The following is a 24,293-nucleotide window of genomic DNA, read 5'->3' as shown; positions in this document are numbered from 1 at the left end:
ATACCAAAAGGTGTCATGGAGTACTTCTCATGTGCGCTCAAACCACCCGCCTCTCCGACCGCCAGCTCAAGGCGGTCAAACCGAAAGACAAGGATTACGTCCTCACCGATGGCGACGGGCTCCAGCTGCGAGTTAGGGTCAATCGCTCGATGCAGTGGAATTTCAACTACCGGCATCCCGTCACCAAAAATCGAATCAACATGGCACTCGGCTCTTATCCCGAGGTTTCTCTTGCGCAAGCGAGGAAGAAAACCGTTGAGGCTAGAGAGCTGCTTGCACAGGGCATCGATCCAAAAGCTCAGCGCAATGAGCTACAGGAAGCCAAACGAGCGGAAACGGAACACACCTTCGAGAACGTGGCCACCGCCTGGTTCGAGCTGAAGAAGGATTCCGTCACGCCGGCGTATGCCGAAGACATTTGGCGCTCCCTCACACTGCATGTTTTTCCGAGCATGAAATCAACGCCTCTCTCCGAAGTCAGCGCCCCAATGGTCATCAAGCTCCTTCGTCCGATTGAGGTCAAAGGCAGCCTCGAGACAGTTAAGCGAGTGAGCCAGCGCCTTAACGAGATCATGACCTACGGGGTCAATTCCGGAATGATCTTTGCCAACCCTCTCAGCGGCATTCGAGCGGTGTTCAAAAAACCTAAGAAAGAGAACATGGCAGCGCTACCACCAGATGAGCTTCCGGAGCTCATGATGGAAATCGCGAACGCCAGCATCAAGCGGACAACCCGCTGCCTGATCGAATGGCAGCTACACACTATGACCCGCCCTGCCGAAGCGGCGACTACCCGATGGGAAGACATAGACTTCGAAAAACGCATCTGGACCATCCCTCCGGAGCGAATGAAAAAGCGTCGTCCGCACACAATCCCGCTGACCGAACATGCACTCTCGTTATTGGAGACGCTTAAGCCCCATAGCGGCCACAGGGAATATGTGTTCCCGTCAGATAGAAATCCGCGCACCCACGCGAATAGCCAGACAGCCAACATGGCATTGAAACGAATGGGCTTTCAGGACCGCTTAGTCAGCCACGGCATGCGCTCCATGGCCAGCACAATTCTGAATGAGCATGGATGGGATCCGGAGCTAATCGAAGTCGCGCTGGCGCATGTCGATAAAGACGAAGTTCGAAGCGCCTACAACCGGGCGGATTACATCGAACGCCGGCGTCCGATGATGGCCTGGTGGAGTGAACATATCCAGAAGGCAGCCACCGGCAGCCTGTCGGCATCCGCCATCAATCAAACAAGGGACCGTAACGTCTTGCCGATACGCTGAGCAGGCGACAATTCGTGCCGTGCAGCAGGGCGACTGAAGTGGCGACTGTCGCTAAATCAGCCGCATTCCTGCGCTTCTTCGGCCAAGCCCCTAAGTATGGGAAGGCTCCGCATTCCCATACTTAGGGGCTCACGCTTAAAGATCTATCAGACAACCACGAGTTGCGCCTTTCTGCGGCGGATCAGCCCTGCTGTTAACTCATAGTAATAGATGGTCGCTGGTGCTGAGCAACGCAGGTAGTGCTCTAAAAACCATCTGGTGTGCTTTTCCTTCCAGGACCAAGGGGTCGCAAAACTCCAGCGCTCACGAATCGCCTCGTGCATCCTTTCTGCCTGCCTGATATGCCGCTGCCGCGTGGCATGCGCACCTTTGAGCACGGGGCTCAGAAACAACGCCATATCGAACTCGGACTTCATAGACGACCTCCGATGTAGGCACTCACCACGTCGATGCGGTTATGCCCCAACTCGTGGCTGATCTGCTGACGTGCACGCTGATCGAGTGCTCGATCCTCTCGTTGACCACGACCGCCATTGATGGGCGCGGAGAAGCCGGTCAGTTGTTCATAGCGCTCACAGGCGTAAGCCGCCCGCAGTTCATGAAAGCCTTTCAATCCATGCTCATGCATGATGTCCCGCGCCGGTCGTACGATTGTCTGTAAGAAATCTTTGTAGCTTTCATCAGGTGTTAACAGATTCCGACTGCCCTTGGGTGAGGCCTCGCTGGCCCTGTCGAGGGCGCCACGAACTAGATCCGTGACCGCAATCCAACGCGGTGCCGATGCGCCTGATCGACCGCCTTTGGTGCCGTCCTGGATATTGATCTTGCCCAGTTGCCGAGCCTCACGTTGCAGCCGGGGCAAGTCCGCCAAGATCGCTTCACGTAGGCGCATGCCGGTCTCCCGAGCGAGGAGCAAGATGGCACTCACCCTCAGTTGCTGTCGCTCTGACAGCGCTTGCGCAATCAGCTTGACCTGCACACGGTCTTGGCCTTGTGGCGCCTCACTACGCACGCTTGAGCGCTGCAAGCCAAGCGCCTTGCTCGGACTCGGAATTTTGACGTATTGATCACCGCGCAGCGCAGCCATCGTTCGGTTCACGCTGGACAGTCGGTTCTGCGCGGTGGCAATGCCGACGTTGCCCTGATCAACCTGCTCCCGCACGTGGACGGCGTACCGCATTAGGACTTCGCGGTCGATCTGTCGCGCATCATTGAGCCTCGGCCCTTCCTCGGATAGACACCAACGCACGAAGGCCTGCCAGCGATCACTATGGGCTTTGACGGTAGCAAAATGGCCGTCGCCAAACAGGTCTTTCAGTGCTTGCAGTCCGGCATAGCTGAGCTGGCGACCGAAGCCGAAATTGCGCCCTGCTCGCTTACCGACCCGAGCCATTTTTCTGTTCCTGATCGGCTGCTGCGAGATCATGCAAAAGGGCTCGCCAGTGCGCACTTACAATCGCGAACTGAGCCCAATCAGTCGGGCGAAAACACAGCGTGTTGTCGGTGACGTAAAGATGCGCGCCCTGCTCTTCCAACCATTGGATAATGGAAGTCGTCGAGGTGATAGTTCTATGGAGGGTGGCGACACCGGCGACGCCGGCGACAACCCTTGCATTGCCTGCCTTTGAGCGTGGCGACAAAGTGGCGACAGTACCGGCGACAAATCGCACTTTCGGCTCCTTTTGGCGTTGAGCCAGATGGTTGCGCAGCGCTTCATCAAGATTGAACATGGCGCACCTCGAAGGTGTGGCCGTCGGAGATCAACCACTGATGATCAATCAACTCGACCAGCAGCTTCGCGGCATGACGACTGCTCTTGCGGGCAAAGCGGGGACCGTTGCGATTCAGCTCTCGAATACTGAAGCGCGTCCACTCCTTGACCTGCAGCCAGCGCAACAGCCGGTCCGCCTCTTCTTTTACCCTGCACACCGGTTCCTGCTCGGTCAGGCGCTGGATCTCGGTGAGGTAGTATCCAACTAAGGCCGAGGCCCGCTGGATATGGTCGACCTCCACGACACTGCTCTCCTCCACAACGGCCAAAATGCCGGCGACGCGCAACAGGTTGTCGGCGGCCTTCGAACCGCTGGGCCGCACGCTGACCAGCTCGCCAAACTCACCCAGTTGAGCTTCGATAGCATCATGCAAATCAATCCAGCGACGACGCGCCAGCGGACTGAGGCTCAGCTTTGACAGTTGCAAGGCCCCGTCAGCGGAAAGTGACCAAGGCTGATAAAACAGAGCCGAAAGGCGATGATGATAGCGCTTAAGGGCAGCGTCTTTGGACAAGTCGACAGCCTGGTAGCTACGTTGCCCGGCTAGACTGGTGGGCCAGGTCATGAAGCAGCGCCCTAGAATGCCTTGCCCCTGCAGCAACGGATCACTGAGTAACTGCATGGCCAAATACGGTTGCAGCATCAGGTGGAGGCTCAAGCGTCGGTCATAGGCTCGCAAGCTTTCACCAACCATGGAACGCGCGCGATCTATCGGGCTGCCATCCCAGAGTGACGACAAGGTCGTGACCGCTTTCAAACGGTTATCCCGACTCATGGTACTGCTGCCAAGAAATTGTCCGCCCTCATCACAGAACAGCCCCATGCTGGGCAAGTCATGACAGAGCCCCTTGATCAGGGCCTCGATAGTCGGGTCGGTGGTGATCAGTCTAGGGGCTGAGGGCTCCGCTTCGAGCGACATTCCGTTTGAGGGCTCAGGATCGCCAGGCTTGATACGCTGCGCCTGTCGCTGTGCGGCACGGTACCGGGCAAGTTGTTCGCGATAGCGCTGCCACTGTTCACGCTCCCATTGCCGTGCAGGCAGCAATGCACATCGGTCTGCGGCGGTCTTGCGATCACCTGACGCGGCCACCGTGATCAGGTACAGCGACAGGGGATAATTTCTCCCGTCGAGCTGCAAGCCCGCATGACCTTGAGTGGCCAGCGCCGAGGCAGCCAACACTGATTGCGCGGCCAGTGCTTTGGGCACGCCGATGACCTCGGCCATGCGCTCCACCGCAGGCCCAAGAATCCCACCCAGTGCCTGCACCGGATAAGGCTGGGGCACGGGGTTCGACTCAATCAACGGTCGAGGTGATCGTGGTAGTTCAAGCTTCGGATCTAACTGCTGCATGGGCCCTCTCCTCGGTGATTGCTGACTGTCCTCACGTATTCCCGCCACGGCTGTTGAGTGTTATCAGGGATCAAGGCCCCTGCGGCCTGTGAGGTGTTCACTGACGCGGAACGAACGGCTCCTTACAACCGGGAGCGAGGGCATGAACCCATAAATCTGGCCTCCTTAGACGCATCAGAAAATGCGGGCGGGTGGAGGCTGTGCCGACTGACGAGTTCGGCAGCTAGAGACCCTGGGAGGGAGAAGGCAAAGACCTAGGCACCTGGGGCATGCCTGACTGTCAGTCAGGTGCAGCACTTCCATGGGCTGCGGCACCGGTGCCTGTGTCGTTGCGGATGGCGACGAATCGGATTTGTCAGGCCGATTGTCACGAGGAGAGTTGCGGCAGTGCCCTGTACGACGTGGCTTGCAGCAGTGGTACAAGCGCCCGTCTCTTTCCAGGAGAAAGAGACGGGCGCAGTCTGGCGCAGCGAATAGTGCCGAAGGGTGAGGTTGCTGCAATGCAGCGAGGTAGGTCCATCGTCAGCCGCAGTGGGCAGATTGGTCGAGTGGGCATCCATCACTCTTGGGGAGTGACCGTGCGAGCCGCCGGACGCTAATCGCACTTGGGGAAGAACCACCACACGAGTGGCGTAGCCTTAAAGGTTCTGGCTACCTGGGCAGGCGCTGTCAACGAAAGCGTTCCGTGCGCCAATTTTTATACCCACTCGAAAAGGCGGTCAAGCGTCACAGCCAATGCGCTGAGAAAGTGGCGACTGTCGCCACTTCTGTCGCCATGCTCCAGACCACGTTATACCTGGGTTGTCGCCGGCGTCGCCGCTGTCGCCATACCTACATCTATACCCAACGAAAGGATTCGAACACACGCACTGAATAATGTTGCGCTCGATAGAAATCGCGGGGAATTACTGATGGTGAAAGCAGGCGTGGTGTGAATTAAATTTGAGCATGGAGAGTGGAACGCAGCGGATTCGAGAAAAAGCGAGTGAACCCTCCGATCGGCGCGATCAAAGATCGCTTGATCAGAGGGTTTAGCGGGAAAAGCAAATCTCAAACGTCAATTACAGACTCAGGCATCAAAGCGGGTTGATTGGGAAGTGACGACCTCACGTCGCATGATCAGCGTCTGCTGCAACCGCAACAAAAAACCTGCTTCAAATGCCTCTTGGGGATCACCTAGACGATGACGTTTTCGGTTCTGAGACAGCGCCCACCATAACGGTAATGATGAGCCCTCAAGCCAAGTCTCTGCGCAACGAACACCCTCCTTGATTACCGAAGCGAACTCATCGCCCCACGGGGTTTGGATCGCGGGAGCCCCCTCAGCGGAGGGGACAGAGACATACTCATGGATCTGTTGATGAAAGCTTTGAGCTGGAATGCCAGTTAAATTCCGGAATGCCTTGTCGTACAACACGGCGGCGTCATCTAACAGCTCTACTGCCAGCTCAACGTCTTGCGGAAAATGAAGCAGAATACTCTGGGCTCCGTTAAGCCGGAGAGTGGCAGCCTGCCGCAGTTTAACCGCTGCATCTTCAGGGGTAAGCGATGAAGTATCGATGCGGTTGGGTTTGGGGAGGCCGATGAGAAGCGAAAGATCAAACATCACGGAATCCTCCGAGATCGTTTGCAGCTTGGACCATTTGACCGGGGTGGCGCACGAGCTTAAAAGGGGGACAGGTCATTTTCCTTATCTCCTCGGACAGTTAAGGAGCCGTCCACCCAGCCGTTCTGACACGAATTGGGTGGCGGACCGTACGGGGGTCAGAAACCGGCGTCCGAGGGAACCGACCGAGGCCGAAGCCTGCCCCGCACGGACCGCCATAGAAAAGCAGCGGCTAAGCCTCTCTAAGCACTTGAACGCTGGCTATGGCGCTATGCGCCTCGAACAATTCAGGTTCTGACACCCGGCCACGGGATTGACCGCGACGGAGCAAAGCGTAAATGTGAAGACGCGACAACACAAGCGGGCAGTATCAATAAGATATACATTCCAACGAAGGCTGCTGGCCCAGACGCTAACGCTCGCTGGTAGTTGGTGGCCCTCTACCGCTTCATGACAGACTCTGTGACGATTTACTGCAAAGTCCGCCCAGGCTGATAGAATCAGTGAGATGGTACATAACACCCTCTGAGAAATGGTATGAATACAGAATTGACGGAAGAAGAGATGCGCCGGGCGCTATTCGGTGATTCTGAGTCCCCTGCGCCTTCAATTAACAAATACGTGCAAGACACTGCCCCGGGTGTCGTGATGGTGCAACCGGTAAAGGCAGCGAAGAAAAAGAAAGTCTCAAAAGGCTTCACGCCCAGGCTGAGAGTCACGCTACGGGTTGGAAATGAATTTGAAGGCAAGATGCACGAAATGGTACATGAGGCCGATACGCTGAGCTCCTTAATTGCAGAGCAAGAAGCAACTAAAACGGCCCGAAAAAAATTCAGGTTTGTAGAGCTGGTATCGGTCAAATCAATGTAAGCATCCTCTCACAAGGTATTAAACCGCTTTCAGTTACCGCGGGTCACCCTAACGACCAGCTCTCGTCCATTAAGGCCACAAAACTCAGGATACGATCGTCGTATCGAGGACGTGCTTTAACACTATCACTTTATCCAAAATCTCAATGCTCTATGCTTTCCAGTCCCCCCACTAGCTGACAGTTACGACGGTCAGGAATCGGCCTACACCGCCGCTTGGAGCACGCGGCTTCGCTTCGTGGGTTGTCCTAGCTATTCACAACCAAAGCGTTTGTTTGCCTGGGATGACCTTTTCAAGGTCGCTCCCTGGCATGTGTACACGTCATACCCTAAAACTACTCGGTCAGGACTTTGGCATCGATCCCTTGCAACTGACTTGCTTCGATCATTCCGAGTGCCGGATCAGGCGACTTGCTCGCAGACTTTGCAGCTTCTACTTTTTTGTTATAAGCCGTCCGCAACGCTTGGGTTTTAGGCTCCGTAAGTTCACAGTTGGCATCTCTCACGTGCTGCTGTTTAAGAATTAACAAAGGAGGTGTATCAACAGCTTTTTTATTAGATTCGATATATAAACCAAAGTCAGCATACCAAAGAATTTCTCTCGCTAAAATCCAGCGGTAATGATTGTAGATGGCACTGCTCTCAATCAAATTGAAATCTGTGTAGGTGTTCTGGGACTGGGCGCCAAGTTTGTCTCGATTGAACATATTTAGCTGTTCAGAGTACGTCGAAAGCAGTCGAATTTTCGGATTACCGTTCGGGGGAGGTGATACACCAGGGCGAGGGCTAGGATTAAATACCCAGGCGTCAGTAATTAAACCTCCCGTTTCAGCATTATTTGTTACGTGAACGGCGAGCGCCCCGCCGAGGGAGTTTCCGGTAACTACAACCTTGGGTCCGAACTCGCTCGAATGCGCATTTCTGTAAGCCACTGCTTTATGTACATACTCTCTGGCCGGTTTATTCTGCACTTGCCAAATTCCAAAGTTCTGGAAGACATAATCGATAAACATTTGGTCTGAGCCACGGAATGCAATGATCATCTCATTGTTTCCTATGCTGCCTTTATTCAGCTTGTAGGTCTCGGCCTGAAAGCCATTCCACGAATCAACTGACAGTTCTGGTATTAACTCCAGCTCACTAGGGCGCACAAAATTATATTGTTGGTCGGCGTTCTCCTTCTGGAGTGTCAAAGTCGCGGCCAAAGCATAAATATAGCCGTCGCTGGCCAACTTAAGCTTTCTCGCAACTTCCCCATTAGGCTTAATTACCTGATACTCGTTTACCATGTCGAGGTATCGCGAGCTGCACCACGCGACCCCTTCAATTTTTCCACCGAATTTTGGGAAAGGGGAGAATCTATTGCTACTACACCCGCCAATGCCGACTGTGAAAAGGATTAACGCAACGAGTATGGCTTTCCTCATTTCCCCCCCGGAATGACGCATAGTGGTTGCCCCAACATCTCTGGCCAAGCAATTATTCTGCATGAAGCGCTCCTTGCCGATGTACTGGCTGTTGATTTTCTCGTAGGCGTGGCGTGTCACTAGCCTATCAAGCTAGCTCAACATTCCGAGCTTGCTCGCTTCGAATCTCAAATACCCCGCAACCGCCTACAACTCAACCTTTTGGCGGGGTACAACTCATGGGCTTGCAAGTGCCTAGAGAATCCGAGGCGATTCAGTCGCCCTCGGGGTACTCACATGCACAAGGTATGTTGCTAGACTGCAATTTTTGTCTAGGTGGTGTGACGTAATGGCGGGTAACAAGGATGTTGGAGTGAACGAGATCGGCGGGTGGCGCCTCTCCAAAAAACTCGGAAGTGGTGGGAACGGAATCGTTCGACTTGCCCAAAAGGGAGAGCAAAAAGGCGCAATGAAAATATTGCGTTATGACTCGCCCAAAGCCAGAAACCGTTTTCATGACGAAGTAATGTCCATGCGACTCTGTGCAGACATACCCGGCGTGCTCCCTGTTCTCGAATCACAGGTAGATCCTGATGAGCCAGGCCAGAAATGGTTCGTAATGGGCCTGACCAAGCTGTTAACTGACCAGTTAAGCGATAGGTCAGGGCTTCGCACGGTTGTCCAGGCATTTGCCGCCTACGCTGAAACGCTAGCAGCAATGCACCAGTTGAAGGTCTCTCATCGCGACATCAAACCTGACAACCTCTTCTTCTATGACGGGGGCTGGGCTGTCGGTGATTTTGGTCTAGCGACCTTTCAGGGCAAGAAGGCGGTCACCGGCGGGGGCAGAAAGATTGGGCCTATCTACTACCTAGCCCCGGAAATGCTCAACGATCCAGGAAACGCCGACGAGCGTTGCGCAGACGTGTTCTCGCTTGCAAAGTCATTATGGGTCATAGCAACAGGCCAACATTATCCATTACCCGGCAGTTACGATCTCGATCACAGCGCATTCAGGATAGGCTCCTATCTATCAGGAGAGAGGGGTGTCATTGAGCTCGACCGTTTGATCGCCTCGGCGACGGCGTTTGAGCCTTCAAGGCGACCCAGCATGAAGCTAGTTGGAGAGGAACTTCGAGCCTGGTTGGCTCCCAAAGTTGAGATTTCTATGCCCATTAATATAGATTTCAAAGAGCACATTGCTGCAATCGAGCAATGGCAGCACTCTCGAGCGCGTGCTGCTAAATCTCAAAAGGTTCGTGATGAAGCGATCCGATCACTGACGAATCGGTTATCCGACTATCTTAACTCTCCATTGTCTAATTTAAAAAACCTAATAGAAAAGTCACTAGGAATCACCACCACTATAAACAAAAACCCCAAGTGTGGATTTTTGGAGCTTAGGGTAGAGGTACCGGCCGATCAAGATAGGCTGGCTTTTATAATTTTGATACTTGATCTGAATTGTGAATCCTTTCCAGCTGTGAATCTGCAAGGGCGCATAATACTTGAATGGCGAAATAAAGCAGGCTTTATTAACCTCATTTGGAAAAAATGTTATGAATTCATCGAAAATGGAGCAGACGAACCCATTAAGATCGAAACGCTCAGGGCTGAAATGACCGAAGCAACATTGAAAGCCTTGTCGGAAACATTATCCCTAATAATTCCGTCGCATAAAATTGAACACAAACCCAAATTGGTACGTATCAAGGTTCATGACGAGAAAGGCGATATGTTGAGTGGGGTGTCTTTGCGCTTCATTGATAGCGAAGGTATTACTTTAGCGGCAGCGAAGACAGCGAATGGAATTGTAGAAGTAGCTCTTCCCACGCTCAAGAATGTAGTGATTTTTGTGGCTCATGGCTCTTTCAACTCAACGGTAGTGACTCTGCCTGATGAAAACTTATTAGTTGTACTGAATGGAGACCCTCGTTCTAGATCAATGATATGCGGAGAATCTTGGGTGAGCCTAGCGGGTCTTAAGGGCGAGCTGGCATTCGTGCATGACGAAATTGAGGGGGGTATTCATCGATTATATGTCCACTTGAAAGAACTCTCTGGAAACAGCGGGGCCCCAGGAGCTGTAGACTTATCGATTGGCAAGCCAGTAAGGTTAAAAGATAATGCTGGTCGTGTAGCCTATATGACACCTCGCGCTGTAATCGGAGACAACTATCTCATAGACTTTGAGCACGCGGGCGATCTATAAATTAATAAAGAGTAGACCGTTAGCCTCCTATCACTGTTTTTTGATTTAAAACCGTATCGCTTGATATGGGTCAACGCCAGGGGCATTAAGTATACCATTGTTCTCAACTGGTGAATTTTATCCAAACTCACCAGTCACCGTCTAAGGTTACGCTCTGAATCTTTTACGGCAACAGTAAATTGTTGATGTCATTTTCAGAAATGTCGTAGCAGAACGGCTCACATAATCAAACACATCGTTATGAACATTTGCAACAATTATTAACTTCAACTTAACCCGTCACACTTCAAAAGCTATAATAGATTTCTCTACAGTATTATCATGGTAGGATCTTCCAAACTAATGCTAGAAACCAAATTGCTCGCCATTAAAAAATGGTTTAAGCGCCCACCTAGCATATTTCGCTTCACCATCAGCGTCTGTCTGGTGCAGGAAACCAACCTCGTAGCTACCAAATGCCGCGCGGGTGGAAATAGGATGTGTTTAACTGGCATGATGACACTCAACTCACATGCAATTCAGCGATCCTCAAAAAAAACGCCTAGGCCGCGAGCATGTCAGCGGGGGCAAAAGCGCACGGCTTTCCAAGCAGGCAATTGCGACAGCCAAACCGTTATCGTATTCGTAACCAAAATGCGTATATCCTCAATTTTTGAGCTTGCGAAATGATGCCTTCGGGGTAAAGATAGCTTCATCAAGGTTATTCGAGACGTAAATATGACAAACCTTAGGCATCTCAGACAGAAGAAAAAGCCCGTACGTCTTTATGTAAGCAGCTTAAAGTACAATTAGTCATTCCAAGAAAGTCAATCTTATCGTTTAGATAATGATATTTAGGGCGACGTTTCTAGCAAACAAAGGCAAGAATGGATATAACGAAGGAGTGCTAAAATGAGTGCGATATCAGTCAGTGTAGGCTTTGATGCCATCCGCGTTTGTGAGGCAATCGCGAAAATTGGCTACGAGCCATACACAGCTATAATGGACATTATAGACAACTCTGTTACAGCAGAAGCCTCAATTATTTCAATCTCAATCGAATTGAGACCTGGTAAGACGCTTAAGAATAGGAATAGCGTATCTAGCTATAAAATAATAGATGACGGTAAAGGCATGTCGCATGAAGAGATAGTAAATGCCTTCACATTGGGCTCCAAAAGAAACTACGGGAAGAACAGCCTGTCAAAATATGGAATGGGCCTAAAATCTGCGGGACTCTCACTCGGAAGCAAAATATCAATAACTAGTAAAAAAGATGGTGTCATTTCTGACAAGTATACGTTCGATCTCAAAGAAATTGAAAAAGAGAATAGGCTTGCTTTGCTAAGACAGCCCCTAACAAGAGCTGAACAATTAGAATTTTCGAGCGAAGTAAGTGGCTCTACTGGAACTATTGTAGAAATTGCAGGATGTGAAAACGTTAATCAATCCTCGCCTGGCACTACTCTAACCAAATTAAAAGAGCGGCTGGGTGTTGTTTACTACTCATTTCTCAAGGAAAACGCCAAACCATTAAAAATCAGAATTCGCACTTCTTTGAGTGATAACAAAGGAGTATACGAAGAGATAAAAGCCAAGGACTTATTATTTACCGAATTGGCAAGTAAAAACACCGGCTGGTCGCTTGATAGCTACGACTATTATAGCCCATACTTGATCTTAGATGAGGACTGGGATTCGTTGCGCGACAAAGATAATAACCCCCTACCTGCCATAAAAATTCAAGCAGTAGCATTCCCGCAAGCCCGAATGGCAGACGAAAAATCTCCGCTCTCTATTGATAAAAAGTTAATTGTAAAAAGCTACGGAGTATCGCGCGAAAACAGCGGCTTCTTCATATATAGGAATGGTAGGCTTATCAGGTGGGGAGACGGCCTGGAGCGAGCGACAGGCAAACCGTTAATTACAAAAGACGATATTAATATTCGGATCAGATTCGAAATCCAAGATGTACACGATGACGTTCTGCATGTAGACGTTTCGAAGCAACGCCTAGAAATTGACGACGAGCAAATTTATAACCTTGAAGCAATTATCTCTAAGGCAATCCGAACCGCAAAAGAAATTCGCGCAGCTTGCCACGAGAAAATTAACGTTAAGAGGGGAGAGGGAGAAACCTTTAGTCAGTCGGTAAGAGACGTGCCCGAGGATGATCCTCAGCAGATGGGCAAAGGCGAAGTAGACCCCGAAACGATTTCAAGGCAGGAAAAGAAAAATGAAGAGGCGCAACTCGCCCTTGACAAGATAGCCTCTGAAAAAGAAGAGAATGGTGACATACTCTCCTTGGAAACAGACTTTCAAAAAATCAGATACTCTAATAAGATTCCTTTCGGTCAGGTGTGGAAACCATATTTTGACTCGAAGGAAGGAGTTTTTGTTTGTATTAACAAAAATCACCCATTCTATGATGTTTACCTAAACCGCTTTGAAGATGGTTCTAAAGAACGACTAACAGCAGAGGCCTTAATTTTCGCTTCGGCATTAGCTGAGAGTAATGTCTTTTCATACGAAACCAGTGTTGCACAAAATGATTTAGAGCGGATATTTCGTCGTTTCCACAGTAATGTACATCAATTTCTGCAGGATTGGACATGGGAAAACACGTCGGAGGACTAATCACGCATTGCGGGACCGTCTGGGGTAGCCGGGGGAGATCTTATCTTTATATGATCCTTACAGCCGATCATGCCTATATTGGTGAGACCGGCAACATGCCCACTTCCAGATGGGGAAGCCATCTCAGCAAGGCCAATAGCTCTTTTTCTGAGAAGCTGAGAATAGAGTTAGAAAATACCTCTTGCCCTGATTACGATGAAGATTTTGTTTATATTGGTCTTTACTGCGGTGTAATAGAAGAGGAAGAGTATGAAAAAAGAAAGTACGCTCGAGTTGCCATTGAAGAAGCTATCCACCGAGAGTATTTGCTAAACGGAAACAAATTCGGCGGAATAAAAAAGCTATTATCTAGACCGAGCTCCCGGTCCTTGCGGATAAATTTAGGGTTCGATGTAGACTCGTATGCCAAGCATGCAATTGAACTGCTACTAGGCGAATACAACAGGTATAAAGAAAGTTCTGATCAGGCCGTACTCCTTTAGGGGCGGCCACTCAGACGCAAGCACTGGTTTAACTTATTCAGCTGCATACATTTTTCTCCATACGACTTTTTAGCTCTAACGCTGCTGATCTACTTGTAAGATTTCACCCGCGACTGGTAGCAGTGCTGCCCCTAGTGAATGTGTGTTACAGCAAAATCTGGAATGATTGAACTGCAGTAAAACAGCTACTAAAGCAGCCCAAGTGGACCTGTGAGTAAGAACTTGTGAACTTCGCAGCCGAAAAACTGGTCGCTAGAGTAGCCACGTTAAACACCAAACGCCATTCGGGCTAGGGGAATTGGTCTCATATCTCGTTCCGAATCCAGCGAGTAGCCGCAAAGAACTGAATCAGCTTTCGTGACCTGCAGAGCGCGCTTGGGCTACAAAATACGCTTGGGTAATAGAAAAACACCCGAAAACAATTTAAGCTATACGCGGCACATGCTTGAACCTACCACCGTAGCACGATCACGGACTGATGAAACATGGACTATAAATTTAGGCCGGTGACTGCCGGAGAGATGCTTTTTGATTATATCAATAATAGTTTGATAGGTCGTAAGAACCTCACCCAAATATCAAATTTGGAAGCACTTCAAATAGGAGGTCGGCAACACGAACTGTCCTCCTATTATGCAGGAATATTAGCAGCAAATTTACTATCCAGAATTATAAAAAAGGCCAATAGAGTCGTCAGTGATGTTGAGTCTGAAAAAGAACATCACAAGTTAATGACCCATTATTTTTTGAGATCTTTAGAAATACCCCGGAGCCCATCTGGTGTCAGTTTAGATCGATTGGCTTCGCTAGCCTTAGAGGCTGAAAAAACATCAAGAAAGGCAATCATATCTTCTGTCCGTAGTCAGTTCACTATAACCAAAGTTAATTATTGCTATATGTGCGGAACGCCGGTGTACGAGAAAACTCAGAACCCACTCGACAAAATGGAGTTGGAACACATCTGGCCGCAAAGCTTTGGCGGAGATAGCACCGTAGAAAATCTATTGCCCGCCTGCCCTCCTTGCAACGGAGAGAAAGGAAGCATGATTTTGTGGCAGAACGCCCACATACACTCATTCACTTTGAAGCCTGAGCCATCGGCGGATGAACTGACGAGCATTAAAAAGAAAGTAAAAATAGCTCAACACCGCAGAGAGATGTTTGAATATGCGAGCAATTACAAAAAAACATTAAAAGATGCTGCACTTGCAATCGGAAGCTTTAACTTTAACGAAGTCAGCGCCATCGATAGAGATGACGCCGTGGACTTCTTTAATTTTCAAATTAAAAGGAGAGATGCGGTATGAACTATAACTGCCTAACGTTCTCGCAACGTAATGATGGAAACGCTCCAACATTTTGCTTGTTTGAGGCACCTGTAAAAGATGTGGTTTTATGGAGCACTATCCCGACGCTCACACCCGACAATACCGACGGCATACAACGCCCCCTTAAAGACAGCAAAGTCAGAGCGATAAAAAAGTTTCTTGAGAGCGATACCAGAAATACAATTCCGACTGCTATTGTACTTACAATATCAAGTAATGCATGCCGGATAGATGGCGGCAATATAGTTATCAACGTTGCTGAAAAAGAGAACATCCTTGTCATTGATGGCCAGCATAGACTGTGCGGACTGAATGCTTTCGACGAGAACTCGCGCGTGCCAATCGTTGCCATTTTAGATGCAACTTCAGAAGAGCGAGCTTTTCAATTTATTATCATCAACAATAAAGTTACGAAGGTCGCGCCAGACCATATTCGTGCGCTCACCCTAAGATTGACGAAAGAAGAAGATAAAATAGATTTAGAAAACCGGTTGAAAACCTCTAGACTTTCTCTGAGCCCACAACTTAGCTACGTCGGTCTCGCGAACGATTTAGATGAGAGTCCTTTCAAAGGTATAATAGCATTACCTAGTATGCCGGAGGACGATCGAAAGGTTGTCCCATCCGCAATCGAAACATCGATCGCTTATATTCAATCTAAAAATATACAGGAACTTTCTAGCGAGGACGCGGCGTATGATTTTTTTATAACGATCTGGGACGTTATAAAAAACACTTGGCCAAACTGCTTTCCTAATGAAAAAAAACTTGTCAGTAAAGTCGGGATAGTGTGCCTAACTCGCTACATAACAGACGCGATAAATCTTTTGTCTGGATACCCAGGCAACGACATCAATATGGCGGAGCCAGAGTCTGTAACCAATACAGTTAGAAATATTCTGAAAACACAAACAGAAGAATTTTGGCGTGCTGAGTGGAGTCTACAGGTCGCGGATAACCGCACAGTCAGAGATGCTATACAAGATGCACTGACTACAATCCACCAGAACATTCGTTACCAACACCCATGGTTTAACGATATTCCGTTCATAAAAAGTATCGAATAAACTAGAAAGCTACAATACATTCCCTTATGTACCGCAGCTATCCTGGCACCTGTATTCAAAGTTGCCGCCTTGCAAAAGGCGGCCTACCTTACTCAAGCATGAACTCCAAGCGCTCAGATCGCCCAGAAAGAAATGAAAGCCCTCTATGGATATGTAGAGTCACGAACCTTTTTATGCTTTCATCATCGAACGGCTCGGAATTAATTTTAGACCAAACTTTTACCAAATTAATGTAAAAATCTTCATTTCCAGTAGTCAAAATTTTCCAATCGATCTCGACCCCCCCTAGGAATAATAGCTCTTCTTGGATCAACTTACCCGGTGTAGCAAGAGACATACAAAGTGCATACCTACAAATTGTATTGTTATGCTCTAGACTATAACGTCTTTTCAACGTTGATAGTTGTATCTTTGCAGCTGCAGTTAAGCGAACTCGATCGATTATCATAGGGTATCTAGCTGAAACTGTTGACTATTTATACTGGCGATACTGCGGCGGCTTTCATCATCGAAAGTTAATGAATACTCCCGACTCATATGCTGTTCGAGTGCAGTATGTACAGTACCTTCGACTTCTTCGTCTGTAGAAAGAACCATTACTTGATGCGAGATCTTAGCAAAAAAGTTATGAACCAGAGCCTCCCGATGATTACGGTCTAAGCGCGCTAAAGGCGTGTCAACAATTACAGGAAAACGCCCCTTCCGCTCTCTGATCAAGGCGCTAAGCACGGCGATAGCCAAAATCTGCCGTTCTCCTGCAGACAAGCGCTCCATGGGTAGTGTATGTCCGTTAACATCCTCGATAGAAACGGCGTAAGTGTCTGCTTCAACCAGTACTCGCGAAATAAGATTTCGCTTTCGAAGCAACTGTTTGAACTCTGAGGTAATCATCTCCGAAAGCCACTGTGCCTTAGATGCAAGTAGTCTCTCCCGGAACGCGGCCAAAACCACTTTTGCACGATCTGCCGCTTCCAATGCTTTAAGATGGAATGTGCTTTCTTTTAGCTCCGCTCTGGCACGGGCGGAAGCTGCTTGGTGACGCTGCTCAAAATGCGTCTGTTTATTGCGCGCCTCTGTTAGCTCGCGGCTTAACTCTTGTAACTGCCATTCTGCGGCGGCCACTCTTTGAGTGTGCTGCTGCATTGCTTCGAATACCGTACTAAGTTGTTCATTTGCAGGAATCTGATGCACCGCATCTTGAGCCTTCTCCAGCGTTCTCTGAGCCGCGGCGACAATCTCTTTTGCTTCTTTCAGACGCTGCTTGGCTTGATGGAGTTGGGACTCAATTTCCGCTGGCTCTCCACCCGAAAGCAACATCGGTATGTGAGACTTGTCATATCGCAAACCTTTTAGATCAGAGGCGAAAAACTCAGCTGTTATTGATTTAATATTCGGCGCATCAAGTGCTAACCGCTCAAGAATACGTTGGTCTCGCTTTACGAACTCTTCGATGAGCATATGGTTGTACTTCGCTTGATGATCCTTCTGCCAATGCTCTTTGTAGGCCCCCCAGAGCGGCTCTAGCCAGGCCAAGGGTAATATTGGGTCTTCCAGAGCTGTTACTAGCGAAGCACGTGCTCGCCCGTGGTCTTGCTCGCATACCGCTAAACGTGCACGTAACTCAGCGGCTTGTTGATAGGCGACTAAACCACTTCTCTGAGCTTCAATTGAAAAATTCTCAAGCTTACGCTGCGCTTCGTCGAGGTTGGTTCTGGCTTGTGCTTGCCGTTGTGAGAGCATTTCAATACGCTGCTCAAGGTCTTTGAGCTCCAACTCAAAGTCGAGAGCCTGGTCGCCATCACCGGTGGCATCTGCAGAAAACATTTTCTTGCTAGCGCGTCGCTCGACCGCTTTTAGATCCCCGGCCAAGGCATCAATACCACCCAGACCTAGAAATACTTCAGTCGCCCGACGCAAAAGCGCAGGTAGACGCTCCGGATTCGCCAGCGCTTCAATCTTCTCACCATCAAAGAAGAAGAGATGTACTAACTCTACAGGCAAAATTCCGTTAATGAATTCATCCCAATCTTCTGCAAGAACTAAATCTTCTTGATGACCGGCGAATACTCGAAACAGCTCGCGAAATCCTTTTTCTTTTGGATGCCACTCTCGACGGATCGTTAGCGCTTGAATATTGTGTCCCACTTCAACGCTAAGCTGCATCTCAATTCGCGCTGGCCCTGTGGCATCTCTACGCTGCAGTCCGGCTATAAGCTGTTCGTACTCGGCACGACGCGCTATATTGATGGCCTTATAACCGTATAGCCCGATCTGCAACGAGGTAAGCAGCGTAGTTTTTCCACTACCGTTGAGCGCCTTGAGCAAAATAACAGGTCGGCCAGGCAAAACACTTAGGTCGAAGTTTTGCCGCTCACGAAAGGGCCCCAGGTTTTCAATCGAAATATGATTAATGGATAACTTCGCCATACTTACTCTTCTTCCACCTCTACCGCTGTGAGCGGGATAAGCTCTAGTTCCTCACCGCTATTCGGCTCTTCTTGACTGTCCTCGATATTACTTCTTGCGAACATCAAAGCCTCATCTTCGGTGCGAAACGCATTTGCTTTTAAGACTTCCTCTAGCCTATCTAAATGATGCGAGCGCTTTTGGCTTTGCATTGCCTGGTACTGAACAGCCAAAAGATTTCGCGCCAGTTGATATAGTCTTCCGCCAGCCTCGGTATCAATTTCACTAGCTATATCGCTTAGCAGTGCTAGATCTTCTGGCTCAAGCGGATGTTGCTCCATCGCTCGACCGGGATAGCACTCTTGAAGCACGCGCTCGTAGATTTTTGGAACTAAATCCTCAATTTCTCCTTTCTCCTCGACCCAGATACGGCGTATGGCATCGATTTCTTCAATAGAGATCAGCTCAATTTGGTCGTGCCCTGGTACATTAGCGCTCCGCAACGCGAGCTGAGTCCGAAGTAGCTCCTCAAGTAACTTAGCGCGATAATCTTGTAAATATGGGCCGTGAATTAGCTCTGAGGTTTCTCCTTTACCCATAAGTTTAACTCGACCGTTCATACGCTTGAAATCGCGCTTATCCCAGTCTTGGATACTCAAATATTTATTGCGAAAATCCAGTATAGGTTTCATCCATGACTTCTGGTCGTCGTTCTGAATCATCGCATGCATCGACTTGTCTTGCGAGACCATGGTACACACGTAGCAACCAAAACGACTGTCACCGCAACTTGGAGTCGATTTATCGACAACAACTGGGCACTCAGCGTCCGGAGTAGCACCCTTATAAATATCAAATAAATCCTGGTTATCAATACCCCATGGATTTTCATCTGTAAGAACATACATCCAGACGTCGTCACTAGTCCAAGTTTCTATAGGCAAATAGACCCACACCCGTGACAACTTAGGATCGTTATTACGACTTAAACGATCGCGAGTGCTGCCATTGTAATGGTCCATAACTTTGTCACGAGCCTGGCTCTCACCACGCCTTTGCCCTAACACGAGAATCGCCTCGCTGTTAGCTTCTGAAAGTTCTTGGATAAACTTGGTGGAAGCGCTAATCTTTAGACGATCAGTACACCAGCGAAACCTATTTCGTGGAGCTGGATACCCTTTTCCTATCAAATTGACCCAGAAACGGTGCTCAATACTTGGAGTCAGTCGATGGGGGCGAATCGGTAGACCTTGACGCTCAGCCTCGGCCTTCATCCGAGTCAACGACGAATGAACCCATGCCGCAATTACTGGATTCTCCACAAGAGTGTCAGTACTAATTACGTGAATCTCTTTAGTGCGCTGTTCTGCTGGCAGCGCCGCGACCGCCTTCCAGATTAGTTGCAATGAAGCAGTGGAGTCCTTACCACCGCTGTAACCGACAATCCAAGGTAGGGAGTCGGAACGATAGAGCGATTGTATTTCTGAGATAATGGCCTCGGGAGGCGTGGTCATGATAATTTCCGGTAATTAGCTTATGGTCTGACGCGCGGCGATGAAGGCGTTTTCTATAATTTGCTCCTCAGGTGTCAAACCCAATCCAAGCGAGCATTTTATCTGATTGCATGTTAGCGTAATATTCTGGCTGTTCTTAGCCATACGCCCACCTATCATGGCGCGCCCCTCCCAAGTTGCAATATTCGTACGCGACCAATCGATATCGCGTAATTTTTTTAGAGCTAACTTTAGGTCTGGCCGGCCATCATCAGTACGATAGACAAACTTTCCAACGCGCCCAAGTGCCTGTAAAACAATTGCATGTGAATGAATGAAATCCTGACGCACTTCACCGGCGGTCATACGGCTTTCGCGTACATGGGTCCATTCGGGTATTTGCTCGCCAACAACCTCCCAAAACTCACTGCATCTCTTCGAAGCCCAAGAAAAGTCCTCGAGATCTTTAGCACTAAGCATTTCAAGAACGGCAAAATTCAAAGCACTTAAAGTAAAAAGCTTACGAGATCGCTTGGAAAGGGAGGACCGCTCAGATTCGACCAAGTTTCGGAAAACTCGCGAAGTAAGCCCGAGATGTTTAGTCACGCTAGCCGCTGCGTTTCGATGATCGTATAGAACACTGAGGGAGGGTGAGGGCTTAATTGCATGTCTATTTAAATCAGCAAACATCTGCTGACACCGCTCTAAGCCACGATCATGGAAAAACACAACTGCGATTGTCTCGTCACCTAATTCCGGCCGCTCCTCTAGGGCTTGCTCTATCGCAGCGCGACGATGTTGCCCATCGTTGACTATGAACTTAGCGTCCATATCAACAGTTAACGTTCCCATTCGAAAATGGGTAGTATCCTTGGTACCAATTGGTTCAAAATCGACTTTGCCGTCTACAGAAGCCGTAATAGCCGAAAAAGTATAACTATCGGTATTAGCCAGGATATAGCGGGCAATTTCGGGAATTCGCGTACGGTTGATAGATCTCTGAGCCCGCAGCTCAGGCATTAATTCTTCGTTGTCAAAAACGAAGAGCCTTCCGAGTAAGCGTAGTGGGCACATGGAGACGTAAAACTCCCGTCCGGCTTGCACACCCCGTATGGCTGGAAACGTATAGGAAAATGGACTGGTCATGCTTAGGAATTTAGCATGTTTATGTTCCTATACACAAACAAGGCATGTCGATTTAACAAACAAATCAACATGATTTATGGTGAGCTTCGGTAGGTCAAAATGCTAGCCTTCTCTGCCTACCATTCGCTGAGCCAGGCTCCACACCCGGGAATAGAGCCTCCTTCATATGGAGAAAGCTACCTACTCTAGACGCATGGTTTTGGGCGCCTGGCGAGGTCTTTCCCCCCTTTTTCGGCGTTCGTGCTATTGAGCTCGATCTCGTATCCACTCGATGCTTAGCTCCATCGTCCTTGACGCCATTTTGATGGGAATGAACTGGCGCACGCGCTAACACATCGCTAACCGCCCTCGGTCGCTGCTCATCAGCGACCGTATTGACAGACCCCAAAGTGTAACTTTTCACATCCCTTGATTTTGCAGCATGCGTTGCATGTTCCCTCTCACTCATGGCGACTGCGCGAGGGGCATCCTCTGTACGCCTAGCTCCTATACTTCCGGGCTGTCAAGCCGCGTACAGCTGGCACCCTATCCCGTTTGACAGCAAGGGGCAGCAGCTCCTTAAATAGTGTGTGACCTTGAATATGCCCCAATCCCCCCGCGACCCTCTTCAGACTCTCTTCACGATCGATCAAGACATTGATCCTGAAACCCTGCAGATCCAAGCCAGCGAACCCTCGCATCGCCGGACGCCACCATCACCGACCTGGCGCTCGATCTCGAAGGCGCATACCGTCAAATGCTCTTGGGCAGCTAACAATTAATCGTGCATGGCGAATTACTCATTGAGCGTCCGCTGGTAATACTAGTGCCCATCAACAACGAGCAACTATCCCCGCGGTGGTAAAAACCAAAAGGCCAAGTCGCGTTACAACAACCCACCTTATGGAAATCCAACCCCACCAAAAAACGCGACTTAGCCCGATTTTCTCAAATTCGTTTTCACACAGCTTGGGTCGACTCCCTTCTATGGCGACCCGCAGCAGCCAAAGCTAAGCGGAGCAGACGCATCGGTTTAGCTGCGGTTCAGATTGCAGAGGCGGATCGTGGGCAAGCGTTCTCGATCCGACAGACCTAGCGCCAAGACGACATCGCACAAACGCGTTGTCCGCAGGGGAAATACGCTCGCTGGACTGGACGCGCTCTGGGGGGATCGGTGTTGCGCTAGTTGACGCTTTTTTTTGCACTAGGCAGGAGGCTTCCCAGAGGAAACAAGTACGAACCCAAGCCAAGATGGCTGTTCGCCACCCTGCAAAAGCACGCTATACTCGGCAGGTATACGATAAGCGGAGCCGCTTCCTAGACGCTGCGCTGTCCGAGGAATCTGCTTTGAAGCTTATCGGACTTACTAGCAGGCTGATTGCTCTGATAGTTGAAACTGAAGCCACGCAAAGAATCGATTAAATTTCAAGCAGTTCTAATTCATAATTAACATATAAAAATGGTGCCAGCATGAGCGAACAGCAAGTAGTTCCTTTTTCTGACTTACAAGTCAATGGCGTCAGCTTAGACGATGCGGTTAAGCAAGGTCAGCAGATGATAGAGGCTTTGCAATCTTTGGGGATTCGTGAGGCGACTTTTGATACCGGCACGTATTATAACCACAATCAATCTACCCAAACAACAACACTTGCCGCGGATGGAATAATGCTGGAACAACGCCAGCACACTACAACTATCGTGTTGAGAAACGAGGGAAGCACTCAACAACAGGCGCTGGCTGAGGTCGAAGCTACTACTACGCAAAAAACACTCGGAGCCTTTTCTGGCCACTCTCAGCCATGGGTTTCTCAGCAGCTTTCGCAGGATAAAGAGGGCGTATAACTTGCGATGACTGACGTCGGTTATTCGGCGTCAGCTTTAATGCTTAGCTAATTTTTATTACGAATTTGGGGCTTTAGGATGCCGGTATAATCCGTCACCAATTATATCTCCACTCCCCCATTGCTGAAACGCATCCAGATGGGTAAATAAGGGGTGACGCACTACAGCTTCTCGATTGTTAAGTGAAGTATATAGCTCGGCTTCTGTGCGTTTTTTAAATAGATAGTTAAGACTATTTGCTAGAACATCGGCCGCCAGGATCAGGCCATTATCTTCAGGTACTGGCTGAATGTTGAGACTGCCAATTATTTCTGGTATTTGCATTTCAGCTGGATATTCCGTAGTTGAAGATATTTTTCTGTAAACCAATTTCTTTTTTCAGAGTGTCATACCCAGTGACAATTGTAACCTTTGGGTTCGTATCAAGCAGCTCTACGGCGATTTGTTGAAACTGTTTCACAAGAGGAGCATCTAATTGGTCGGTACATACTACCAGCTCAACATTCTTTCGATCACGCTCGAGAAGAAACGCTGCTATATGGGCATAGAAGCCTCCAAAAAGCTCCACATGCATTGAAGGTAACTCTTCGCGAACGCTACCCGTTTTGACTCGAGCCGGACTGGTACGCCGTGCAATCATTGCCGCTCTGTGGTCCCGGGAAGCCTGAAGCTGATTAGAGTAAAACTCATTCAGACCAGCAACATGAATTGCGTACCAGAAGCAAGGTAAATTTGCTGCTTGGATCTCATCGAACAGCGCTTTCCTCAAAGCACCTTTTTGCTCTTTAGGTAAATCGGCTATATGAAGCTTTCCCAAAGCAGGCTTGAATTTCAGTGCAATGGCGTTAAATTTTTGCGCTAGGTCCGTATGAAGCTGCTCGGGAATCAAAATGCCAGCGAATACTCCAGTTTCACCTGGAAAAGTCTCTTGCTGATCAGCATATCCTTTAGCCCCTGATTCATCACAGTAAATGAAAATACGCTCTGGCATTCTTCTAAGCCCATTAGTTGCACATGATGACATCATGACATCAAAAGGATCAAATGATCTACGATTGCCCCACAATACAGAGGAGCGCTGAAGATAGCCGTGCTTCGACTCACTAGACGCCGGGCCTAATATCATCCTATAACCACTTCTGTCCGACTAAGCGTGTCGCCACCGACAGCGTTGGGCAATTCACTGTCAATCATGGCTACGAAACATGCTGCTCAGATCGATGCAAACGTGTGGTAGTGGAGTGTCGTATTCCAATTGGTATTCCAACAAGAAATCAGATCCGATATTAATTCTATAAATCAATAGGCTACCGAACAAATTCAAATCCCCCCGGCTCTAAAGACGTCCACGGACGTCTTTTTTGGTGCCTGAAATCCAATAAATACAGGGGCTTCAGCGCTTATGGGAGCTTTCTAGGTTTTTTAAACTCTA

At 49.1% G+C, this 24,293-nt stretch carries 20 protein-coding genes; 8 read left to right on the top strand and 12 right to left on the bottom strand.

Features of this window, described 5'->3' with window-relative positions:
• The first annotated feature begins 29 nt into the window (after positions 1-29).
• A complete protein-coding gene (locus AB4O23_RS08170; RefSeq protein WP_460069918.1) occupies positions 30-1,286 on the top strand; it encodes an integrase domain-containing protein in 1,257 nt (418 codons plus the stop codon).
• A gap of 146 nt (positions 1,287-1,432) precedes the next feature.
• Here the strand turns inward: AB4O23_RS08170 and AB4O23_RS08165 are convergent, their stop codons facing one another.
• From AB4O23_RS08165 to AB4O23_RS08145, 5 genes are all read right to left on the bottom strand, one after another.
• Entirely contained in the window at positions 1,433-1,702 is a 270-nt protein-coding gene (locus tag AB4O23_RS08165; protein WP_460062841.1) for a hypothetical protein, read from the bottom strand.
• Positions 1,699-2,679, bottom strand: coding sequence for an integrase domain-containing protein (locus AB4O23_RS08160; RefSeq protein WP_338481137.1), 981 nt, complete (start codon positions 2,677-2,679; stop codon positions 1,699-1,701). The genes AB4O23_RS08165 and AB4O23_RS08160 overlap by 4 nt, the downstream gene beginning before the upstream one ends.
• Positions 2,663-3,016 carry a hypothetical protein gene (locus AB4O23_RS08155; RefSeq protein WP_338478525.1) on the bottom strand — a complete coding sequence of 118 codons (354 nt, stop codon included), beginning with the start codon at positions 3,014-3,016 and terminating at the stop codon, positions 2,663-2,665. Before AB4O23_RS08155 ends, AB4O23_RS08160 begins: the two co-directional genes overlap by 17 nt.
• On the bottom strand, positions 3,003-4,409 hold the full coding sequence (locus AB4O23_RS08150) for a YfjI family protein (protein ID WP_460105822.1): 1,407 nt from the start codon (positions 4,407-4,409) through the stop codon (positions 3,003-3,005). Before AB4O23_RS08150 ends, AB4O23_RS08155 begins: the two co-directional genes overlap by 14 nt.
• Before the next feature lie 1,069 nt (positions 4,410-5,478).
• Positions 5,479-6,015, bottom strand: a complete 537-nt coding sequence (locus AB4O23_RS08145) for a LasR-specific antiactivator QslA (RefSeq protein ID WP_460062837.1) — start codon at positions 6,013-6,015, stop codon at positions 5,479-5,481.
• A 537-nt stretch (positions 6,016-6,552) separates the two neighbouring features.
• On the opposite strand from AB4O23_RS08145, the gene AB4O23_RS08140 reads away from it, so the two are divergent.
• On the top strand, positions 6,553-6,885 hold the full coding sequence (locus AB4O23_RS08140) for a hypothetical protein (protein WP_338478528.1): 333 nt from the start codon (positions 6,553-6,555) through the stop codon (positions 6,883-6,885).
• Between the two features lie 334 nt (positions 6,886-7,219).
• Here AB4O23_RS08140 and AB4O23_RS08135 read toward each other — a convergent pair whose 3' ends face one another.
• On the bottom strand, positions 7,220-8,431 hold the full coding sequence (locus tag AB4O23_RS08135; RefSeq protein WP_460062835.1) for an Mbeg1-like protein: 1,212 nt from the start codon (positions 8,429-8,431) through the stop codon (positions 7,220-7,222).
• Between the two features lie 232 nt (positions 8,432-8,663).
• On the opposite strand from AB4O23_RS08135, the gene AB4O23_RS08130 reads away from it, so the two are divergent.
• From AB4O23_RS08130 to AB4O23_RS08110, 5 genes are all read left to right on the top strand, one after another.
• Positions 8,664-10,502, top strand: a complete 1,839-nt coding sequence (locus AB4O23_RS08130) for a serine/threonine protein kinase (RefSeq protein WP_460105819.1) — start codon at positions 8,664-8,666, stop codon at positions 10,500-10,502.
• A gap of 891 nt (positions 10,503-11,393) precedes the next feature.
• On the top strand, positions 11,394-13,118 hold the full coding sequence (locus AB4O23_RS08125; protein WP_338478531.1) for an ATP-binding protein: 1,725 nt from the start codon (positions 11,394-11,396) through the stop codon (positions 13,116-13,118).
• On the top strand, positions 13,094-13,600 hold the full coding sequence (locus AB4O23_RS08120) for a hypothetical protein (RefSeq protein ID WP_338478532.1): 507 nt from the start codon (positions 13,094-13,096) through the stop codon (positions 13,598-13,600). The genes AB4O23_RS08125 and AB4O23_RS08120 overlap by 25 nt, the downstream gene beginning before the upstream one ends.
• A gap of 485 nt (positions 13,601-14,085) precedes the next feature.
• Positions 14,086-14,907: an HNH endonuclease gene (locus AB4O23_RS08115; RefSeq protein WP_338478533.1), complete on the top strand. Its 822-nt coding sequence runs from the start codon at positions 14,086-14,088 to the stop codon at positions 14,905-14,907.
• Positions 14,904-15,995, top strand: a complete 1,092-nt coding sequence (locus AB4O23_RS08110) for a DGQHR domain-containing protein (protein ID WP_122679005.1) — start codon at positions 14,904-14,906, stop codon at positions 15,993-15,995. The genes AB4O23_RS08115 and AB4O23_RS08110 overlap by 4 nt, the downstream gene beginning before the upstream one ends.
• A gap of 88 nt (positions 15,996-16,083) precedes the next feature.
• Here the strand turns inward: AB4O23_RS08110 and dndE are convergent, their stop codons facing one another.
• The 4 genes from dndE to dndB are packed head-to-tail and all read right to left on the bottom strand — an operon-like array spanning position 16,084 to position 20,968.
• Entirely contained in the window at positions 16,084-16,443 is a 360-nt protein-coding gene (gene dndE, locus AB4O23_RS08105) for a DNA sulfur modification protein DndE (RefSeq protein WP_122679006.1), read from the bottom strand.
• Positions 16,440-18,422, bottom strand: coding sequence for a DNA sulfur modification protein DndD (gene dndD / locus AB4O23_RS08100; protein ID WP_460089354.1), 1,983 nt, complete (start codon positions 18,420-18,422; stop codon positions 16,440-16,442). Before dndD ends, dndE begins: the two co-directional genes overlap by 4 nt.
• Positions 18,423-18,424: 2 nt before the next feature.
• Positions 18,425-19,915, bottom strand: a complete 1,491-nt coding sequence (gene dndC / locus AB4O23_RS08095; protein ID WP_122679008.1) for a DNA phosphorothioation system sulfurtransferase DndC — start codon at positions 19,913-19,915, stop codon at positions 18,425-18,427.
• A gap of 15 nt (positions 19,916-19,930) precedes the next feature.
• The gene (dndB, locus tag AB4O23_RS08090; RefSeq protein WP_460063911.1) at positions 19,931-20,968 is read right to left on the bottom strand and encodes a DNA sulfur modification protein DndB; all 1,038 of its coding nucleotides are present in this window, start codon (positions 20,966-20,968) and stop codon (positions 19,931-19,933) included.
• Positions 20,969-22,489: 1,521 nt separating this feature from the next.
• Here dndB and AB4O23_RS08085 point away from each other — a divergent pair.
• Positions 22,490-22,861, top strand: coding sequence for a hypothetical protein (locus AB4O23_RS08085; RefSeq protein WP_338478538.1), 372 nt, complete (start codon positions 22,490-22,492; stop codon positions 22,859-22,861).
• A 57-nt stretch (positions 22,862-22,918) separates the two neighbouring features.
• Here AB4O23_RS08085 and AB4O23_RS08080 read toward each other — a convergent pair whose 3' ends face one another.
• Together AB4O23_RS08080 and AB4O23_RS08075 are read right to left on the bottom strand one after the other, a co-directional pair.
• Complete coding sequence (locus tag AB4O23_RS08080; RefSeq protein ID WP_460069927.1) at positions 22,919-23,185, bottom strand: hypothetical protein; 267 nt, start codon at positions 23,183-23,185, stop codon at positions 22,919-22,921.
• Position 23,186: 1 nt separating this feature from the next.
• Complete coding sequence (locus AB4O23_RS08075; protein WP_460069928.1) at positions 23,187-23,852, bottom strand: hypothetical protein; 666 nt, start codon at positions 23,850-23,852, stop codon at positions 23,187-23,189.
• Between the last annotated feature and the right edge of the window lie 441 nt (positions 23,853-24,293).

The sequence above is a fragment of the Pseudomonas sp. H2_A10 genome, assembly GCF_054680085.1.
The sequence above is the reverse complement of the archived record's forward strand: the minus strand, read 5'-3'. Positions and strand labels throughout refer to the sequence as shown.